This window comes from Phenylobacterium aquaticum, assembly GCF_947378715.1.
GTDB lineage: Bacteria > Pseudomonadota > Alphaproteobacteria > Caulobacterales > Caulobacteraceae > Phenylobacterium > Phenylobacterium aquaticum_A.
Genome location: NZ_CANCLE010000035.1, coordinates 19,818 through 27,458, shown reverse-complemented (window position 1 = coordinate 27,458; position 7,641 = coordinate 19,818). Strand labels below are relative to the sequence as shown.

At 71.6% G+C, this 7,641-nt stretch carries 4 protein-coding genes and 1 pseudogene; all 5 read left to right on the top strand.

Annotation, left to right across the window (positions count from 1 at the left end):
• A pseudogene (locus tag Q7P21_RS06915) lies at window positions 1-279 on the top strand (FAD-containing monooxygenase EthA); the annotation flags it as partial.
• A 167-nt stretch (window positions 280-446) separates the two neighbouring features.
• Window positions 447-1,238 carry an ImuA family protein gene (locus tag Q7P21_RS06910; RefSeq protein ID WP_304168928.1) on the top strand — a complete coding sequence of 264 codons (792 nt, stop codon included), beginning with the start codon at window positions 447-449 and terminating at the stop codon, window positions 1,236-1,238.
• A 163-nt stretch (window positions 1,239-1,401) separates the two neighbouring features.
• Window positions 1,402-2,829, top strand: a complete 1,428-nt coding sequence (locus tag Q7P21_RS06905) for a DNA polymerase Y family protein (protein ID WP_304176365.1) — start codon at window positions 1,402-1,404, stop codon at window positions 2,827-2,829.
• Window positions 2,826-6,011: an error-prone DNA polymerase gene (locus Q7P21_RS06900; protein ID WP_304176363.1), complete on the top strand. Its 3,186-nt coding sequence runs from the start codon at window positions 2,826-2,828 to the stop codon at window positions 6,009-6,011. The genes Q7P21_RS06905 and Q7P21_RS06900 overlap by 4 nt, the downstream gene beginning before the upstream one ends.
• Before the next feature lie 71 nt (window positions 6,012-6,082).
• Entirely contained in the window at window positions 6,083-7,606 is a 1,524-nt protein-coding gene (locus tag Q7P21_RS06895; protein ID WP_304176361.1) for a carboxylesterase/lipase family protein, read from the top strand.
• The last annotated feature ends 35 nt before the right edge of the window (window positions 7,607-7,641 follow it).

The window sequence follows — 7,641 nt, the reverse complement described above, 5'->3', positions numbered from 1 at the left end:
GCCGATCTGATCGCCGACTTCGTCTGTCGGATGCTCAATCATATGAAGGCCAAGGGCGCCAAGCGGGTCTCGGTGGCCCTGCGGCCCGAGGATCACAACATGCCCTTGCTACCCTGGCTCGACACCGAGAACTTCAATCCCGGCTATCTGATGCGCGGCATGCATCTGCTGCCCCGGCGCGGCGACAAGCCGGAATGGCAGCACAGCCAGGACTATTGGCGCGAAAAGGACGAGCTGCCGCTCATCGACCTCGATGACCAGGCGTTCCGCTACAGCTGATTTCGGCGTTGAGCTTTGCAGCCATGGCGGCGTGGGGAATGTCCCGCGCCGCCTTTTCTTTGCCTGCGCCCCTATCGGTCGCACCCCCCCGACCCCTGATCCCCTGACCCGTTGACTCTTCCGCGCCCCGGACTAGAACAAAAGTAGAACAACGGAGCTAGAAGGACATGTCCGGTTTTCGCGACGGCGCGCTGGTCGCGCTCAAGGCGAAGATCGCCGCCCTTGAGGCGGGCGGGCGGAGGGACTGCGCGGCCCTGTCGCTGGGCGATCCCCGGCTGGACGGCTGTTTTCCTCACGCCGCCGGCCTGCCGCTCGGCCAGTGGCACGAGATCGGCGGGGAGGGGATGGAGGTCGAGACCGCTGCGGCGCCCGCCGCCTTCGCCGCCCTCCTGGCCGCGCCGCTCGCCCTGCGAGGCGAAGCGGTGTGGATCCTGCGCCGCGACGACCTGTTCGCGCCGGGCCTCGTGGGCCTGGGCTTTCCCGCCGAGCGGCTGATCCAGGTCTGCGCCCGCGACGAGGCCGACGCCCTGGCCGTGGCCGAGGATGCGCTGGCGACGCTTGGGGTCTGCGCCGTCTTCGTCGAGGCCGAGGCGGTGGATCTGACGGCGGGGCGGCGGCTGCAGCTGGCCTGCGAGAAGCGCGGGGCGACCGGCTTCGTGATCCACAGGCGACCGTTCGGCGGCGCCGGGGCCAAGGCCGCCACGGGGTCGGCGGCCGCCACCCGCTGGCGGATCGCTCCGGCCGCCAGCCAGCCCGGCCCCGGCGAGTTCGGCCTGGGCCCGCCCCGCTGGACCGCCACCCTGGAGCGCTGCCGGGGCGGCCGCCTGGGCGCCTGGCTGTTCGAGGGAACGGCCGCCTATTCTTGCGAGGGACATCATGGGACGCATCCTCTGCGCCTGGTCGCCGATCTGGGCGATCGCCAACTGGCGCCGTCGACACCCCTCCGCCGCGCCGGGTGAGTGTTGCTCCCCTCCTGGGGGAGCTGGCCCGAAGGGCCTGAGGGGGACTTTGACTCCTTCAGCTCACGGTCGGTCGCTAGAAAAGACGCATCAAGGTCCCCCTCAGTCGCCCTTGCGGGCGCCAGCTCCCCCAGAGGGGGAGCCACCGCCGCCCCTCGCCCTGATCGAGAAGGCGCGCGGCGTCCGCCGGCTGGCGGCGGTGGATGTCACCGCGCGGCGCCTGGGCTTGCGGGTCGGGCAGAAGGCCACCGACGCCATGGCCCTGGTCCCGGACCTCATCACCGCAGAGGCCGAGCCGGAGGCGGACGCCGCCGCCCTCGACGCCCTGGTCGACTGGTGCGTGCGCTTCTCCCCCGCCGTGGCCGCTGATCGGCCGGACGGACTGATGCTGGACATCTCAGGCGTCTCCCACCTGTGGGGCGGGGAGGCCCAGCTGATGGCTGATTTCCGCGCCCGCCTCCTGGCCAATGGCCTGCCTTTCCGCCTGGCGCTGGCCGACACCCCCGGGGCGGCCTGGGCCCTGGCCCACCATGGCGCGGACGGGGTCATCGCCCCGCCGGGGGGGCAGGGAGAGCTGATCGCCCCCCTGCCGCCGGCCGCCCTGCGCCTGGAGCCCGCGACCGCCGACCAGATCGCCCGCCTGGGCCTGACCCGCATCGGCCAGCTGATGGAACTGCCCCGCGCCCCGCTGGCCAAGCGGTTCGGCGCGCCGGCCCTGGAGCGCCTGGACCAGGCCCTGGGGCGCGGCCGCGAGGCTCTGAGTTTCCGCCGCCCGCCGTCCCCCTGGATCGCCCGCCTGGCCTTCGCCGAGCCGATCAGCACCCCGGACGACCTGGCCCGGGTCAGCCAGGACGTCGCCGCCCTGCTCTGCGCGCGGCTGGAGCGGGAGGGCAAGGGCGCCCGGCGCTTCGAGATCGCCTTCCATCGCCTGGACGGCAAGGCCATGACCCTGGCCATCGGCCTCGCCCTGGCCGGCCGCGACCCGACCCGGATCGCCAAGCTGTTCCAGCCCCGGCTGGAGACCCTCGACCCCGGCTTCGGCATCGAGGTGGTGACCCTCGTCGCCGATCGGGTGGAGACCACCTCGGCCCGGCAGGTCCGGCTCGACAGCCTGGCCGAGACGGCGGTGGAGGATGGCCTGGCCCCCCTGATCGACCGGCTGACCAACCGGCTGGGCGAGGGGCGGGTCTGGAAAAGCGGGCCGCGCGAAAGCCATGTGCCGGAGCAGTCGAGCGCGCCCGGCCCGGCGCTCAAGGCCGGGACGGCCCAGGCCTGGGATCCCGAACGGCCGCGGCCCCTGCGCCTGTTCCGTCGGCCCGAGCTGGTGGACTCGGTGATGGCCCCGGTGCCAGACGACCCGCCGGTGCAGTTCCGCTGGCGCAACCGCCTGATCCGCGTCCGCCGCGCCGAGGGGCCTGAGCGCATCGCCGAGGAATGGTGGGCCGGCCCGATCGAGGCGACCAGGACCACCCATGTCCGCGACTATTACCGGGTCGAGGACGAGGCCGGGACCCGCTTCTGGCTGTTCCGCGCCGGCCTCTATGAGACCGGTGTCCCGGCCCAGTGGTGGCTACACGGGTTGTTCGGATGACCCGCTACGCCGAGCTCCAGGCCGCGACCAATTTCTCCTTCCTGCGCGGCGCCTCCCACCCCAGCGAGCTGATGATGACCGGCGAGGCGCTGGGGCTGGAGGCGGTGGGGATCTGCGATCGCAATTCCCTGGCCGGAGTGGTGCGGGCCTGGAGGGAGGTCCAGGACCTGCGGGCCGGCGGCGCCAGGATCCGGGCCCTGACCGGCTGTCGGCTCGACTTCGTCGACGGCACGCCCAGCCTGCTCTGCTATCCCACCGACCGCGAAGCCTATGGCCGCCTGACCCGGCTGCTCAGCGCTGGCCAGCTGCGGGCGCAGAAGGGCGAGTGCGAGCTGCACTGGGAGGACTATCTGCAATGGTCGCAGGGCCAGCTGGCGCTCGCCGTGGCGCCCGACCGGCTGGACGAGGCCTTCGAGACCCGGCTGGCGGAGATGGCCGGCGCCCTGGGCGGCGACCTCTGGCTCGCCGCCGCCCGGGGTTACGGCGCCCGCGACCTGCAGCGACTGTCGCGGCTTGCGGCGATCGCCGAGCGGACCGGCGCGCCCATGGTGGCGACCAATGACGTGCTCTATCACGGCCCGGAACGCCGCCCTTTGCAGGACGTCCTGACCTGCATCCGCGAGGGCTGCACGATCACGGAAGCCGGCCTGCGGCTGGAGGCCAACGCCGAGCGCCACCTCAAGGGCCCCGAGGAGATGGCCCGGCTGTTCGCGCGCTTCCCAGGCGCGGTGGAGCGCAGCGTCGAGATCGCCCAGCGCATCGGCTTCGACCTCTCCGAACTGAAATACGAATATCCCGACGAGCCGGTGCCGCCCGGCAAGAGCGCCATGCAGCACCTGCGCGACCTGACCTGGGAAGGCGCGGCCTGGCGGTTCGAGACCGGCATGGGCGAGAAGGAGCGCCGGACCCTGGAGACCGAGCTGGCCCTGATCGAGAAGCTCGATTTCCCGAACTATTTCCTCACCGTCCACGACATCGTCCGCTGGGCGCGGGACCAGGACATCCTCTGCCAGGGCCGGGGCTCGGCGGCCAATTCCTGTGTCTGCTTCTGCCTGGGCATCACCTCGGTCGACCCGACCAAGAAGGACCAGGACCTGCTGTTCTCGCGTTTCATCTCGGAGAACCGCGGCGAGCCGCCGGACATCGATGTCGACTTCGAGCACGAGCGGCGCGAGGAGGTGATGCAGTACGTCTATCGCCGCTATGGCCGGCACAAGGCCGCCATCGTCGCCACCGTCATCCACTATCGCCCCCGCATGGCCATCCGCCAGGTGGGCCAGGCGCTGGGCCTGACCGAGGATGTCACCGCCGCCCTGTCGGGCACGGTCTGGGGCAGCTGGGGCGACGCCGTACCTGACGAGCATATCCGCCAGACCGGCATCGACCCGGACGCCCCGGAGATCCGCCGGGCCGTGACCCTGGCCACCGAGCTGCTGGGCTTCCCGCGACACCTGTCCCAGCACGTCGGCGGCTATGTGCTGACCAAGCGGCGGCTGGACGAGACCGTGCCGATCGGCAACGCCGCCATGGCCGATCGCACCTTCATCGAGTGGGACAAGGACGACATCGATGCGCTCGGCCTGATGAAGGTCGACATCCTGGCGCTGGGCATGCTGACGGCGCTGAAGCGCGGCTTCGAGATGATCCCGCCGCGCGCGGATGGCCGCCCCTACAAGGACATCGCCGACGTCCCCCAGGAGGTCCCCGAGGTCTATGACATGCTCTGCAAGGCCGATTCCGTGGGCGTCTTCCAGGTGGAGAGCCGGGCCCAGATGTCGATGCTGCCCCGGCTGAAGCCGCGCCGGTTCTACGACCTGGTGATCGAGGTGGCGATCGTGCGGCCCGGCCCGATCCAGGGCGACATGGTGCATCCCTATCTCAAGCGCCGCGACGGGCTGGAGCCGGTCAGCTTTCCCTCGCCCGTCCCGCCCTGGCCCCCCGACGAGCTGCGCAGCATCCTGGAAAAGACCCTGGGGGTGCCGCTGTTCCAGGAACAGGCCATGCGCATCGCCATCGAGGGCGCCGAGTTCACCCCCGACCAGGCCGACGGGCTGCGGCGGGCCATGGCCACCTTCCGCAATTATGGCCACCTGGAGGACTATGAGGAGCTGTTCGTCAACGGCATGACCCGCAAGGGCTATGACCTCGGTTTCGCCCAGGCCTGCTTCAACCAGATCAAGGGCTTCGGCTCCTATGGCTTTCCGGAAAGCCACGCGATCAGCTTCGCCCTGCTGGTCTATGCCTCGGCCTGGGTGAAATGGCGCTGGCCCGACGCCTTCTGCGCGGCGCTCCTGAACAGCCAGCCCATGGGCTTCTACCAGCCGGCCCAGCTGGTCCGCGACGCCCGCGAACATGGGGTGGAGGTCCGCCCCCCCGATGTCACGGCCTCGGATTGGGATTGCAGCCTGGAGCCCCTGGAGGGCCAGCGCCTGCGGGCCGTCCGCCTGGGGCTCAGCCAGATCAAGGGGCTGAAGCGCGAGGACGGCGAGGCCCTGGTCGCCCTGCGCGCCCGGGGCGTCTCGACCGTCGAGGGCCTGGCCCGCCACCTGCCGCGCCGGGCGCTGGAGCTGCTGGCCGAGGCCGACGCCTTCGCCGGGATCGGGCTGGACCGGCGCCAGGCCCTGTGGGCGGTCAAGGGCCTGGTCGGCGAGACCCGGGTGGAGGCCGAGGCGCCGCTGCTGGCCGCCATGGGCCGCCGCGAGGTCCAGGTCGAACTGCCCTTGATGAGCCTGCCCCTGCAGGTCTCCGAGGACTACCGCACCACCCGCCTGTCGCTGAAGGCCCACCCCTGCAGCTTCTTCCGCGACCGGTTGCAGGCGCTGGGCGCCGTCCCGGCCTCGGCCTTCCCGAGCCTGCGCGACGGCCGCCGGGTCTCGGTGGGCGGGCTGGTGCTGGTGCGTCAAAGGCCGGGGACCGCCAGGGGGGTGGTGTTCATGACCCTGGAGGACGAGACCGGCTCGGCCAATATCGTCGTCTGGCGCGACGTCTTCGAGGCCAACCGCCGGCTGGTGATGAGCGCCGCCTTCGTGGTGGTCCACGGCCAGCTGCAACGGGAGGGCGACGTCATCCACCTGGTGGCCAAGCGCTTCACCGACCTCTCCCACATGACCGCCGCCCTGAAGGCCGAGGGGCCAGGACCAGGGCGCGGCGGCCCGTTGCAGGCCAGCCGCGATTTTCACTGAAACACGCCTGGCGCTTGACCCCCGCCACGGCCATGTGAAGGCTCAGCGCCACGAGGTCTCGGGAGGACCAGATGATCCGCAGGTTCCGGGCCCTCGCCGCCCTCGCTGCCCTGGCCCTTGCGGCCGCCCCGGCCCTTGCCGAGCCCGCCCAGGTCAAGGTGGAGAGCGGCGCGCTGGCCGGGGTCCAGGCCAATGGCGTCGCGATCTTCCGCGCCGTGCCCTATGCCGCCCCACCCGTCGGACGCCTACGCTGGGCGCCGCCGGCCCGACCCCTGGCCTGGGCCGGGGCGCGGGCGGCGGACAAGGCCGGCCCCTCCTGTCCCCAGCCGATGAACGCCGACGGCTCGCCCAATCTCGGCGCCGCCAATGGCCCGATGAGCGAGGACTGCCTGCAGCTGAACGTCTTCGCCCCGACCGGCGTCCACAAGGCCCCGGTCATGGTCTGGCTGCATGGCGGCGCGTTCCGCTATGGCGCGGGCTGGGTCTATGACGGAAGCCAATTCGCCCGCGACGGGGTGGTGGTGGTGGCGATCAATTACCGGCTGGGGCCGCTCGGCTATTTCGCCCATCCAGCCCTGATCAAGGCCGCCAGGCCTGGCGAGGCGGTCGGAAACTACGGCCTGATGGATCAGATCGCCGCGCTCCAGTGGGTGAAGCGCAACATCAAGGCCTTCGGCGGCGACCCCGCCAATGTCACCGTGGCCGGCGAAAGCGCCGGCGCCATGAGCGCCCTGGCCCTGCTGTCGACGCCCTCGACCAAGGGTCTCTATCGCCGCGCCATCGTGGAATCCGGCGGCGGCTGGTCCCCGCCGATGAGCCTGGCGGCCAAGGCCGAAGAAGGGGCCAGGGCCATCCAGAGCCTGGGCCTGCCGGCCGAAGTCACCGTCGACCAGTTGCGCGCCCTGCCGGTCGAGACCCTGATCGCCAGGCTGGGCGGCGGCTATGGCCCGTTTTCGGACGGCCGGTTGCTGCCCCGGACCCCCGCCCAGGCCTTCGCGGCCGGCAAGGTCCATGACGTCCCCCTGATCATCGGCTCCAATTCCGGCGAGGATTCGCTGATGGGCGAGTTCGGGAGCGACCCCAAGGCCCTGGCCGCCGCCCTGTCGCCCCCCCTGCGGGCGCTCTATGCCGACGAGGCCGCCCAGGGCGAGGACACCCTGGGGCGTGTCGTGTTCGGCGACCAGGTGATGGGCGCCCCGGCCCGCTGGATCGCCGCCCGCGCCGCCGGCGGCCAGCCGGCCTGGCTCTATCACTTCTCCTATATCGGCTCGCGGTTCCGACCCCGCTTCACCCGCGCCTTCCACGCCGCCGAGATCCAGTACGTGTTCGAATATTGGGGCCGGCGCACCCCGATGAGCCTGGTCTCCGACGAGGACAAGGCCATGGCCGGCCTGATGCATTCCTGCTGGGTGGCCTTCATCAAGACCGGAACCCCGGCCTGCGCCTCGGGGCCCGCCTGGCCCGCCTATGCGCCGGCCAGCGACCAGTTGATGGAGTTCGGGAACGGGAACGGCGTGAGGTCCCAATTCCACAAGGCTCGCCTCGACGCCCAGGAAGCCCAGGTCCTGCCGACCCTGGCCCTGCCGGTGAAATGACCGCCAAGGCGCCTCGACGCGCCGCCCCGGTCGCG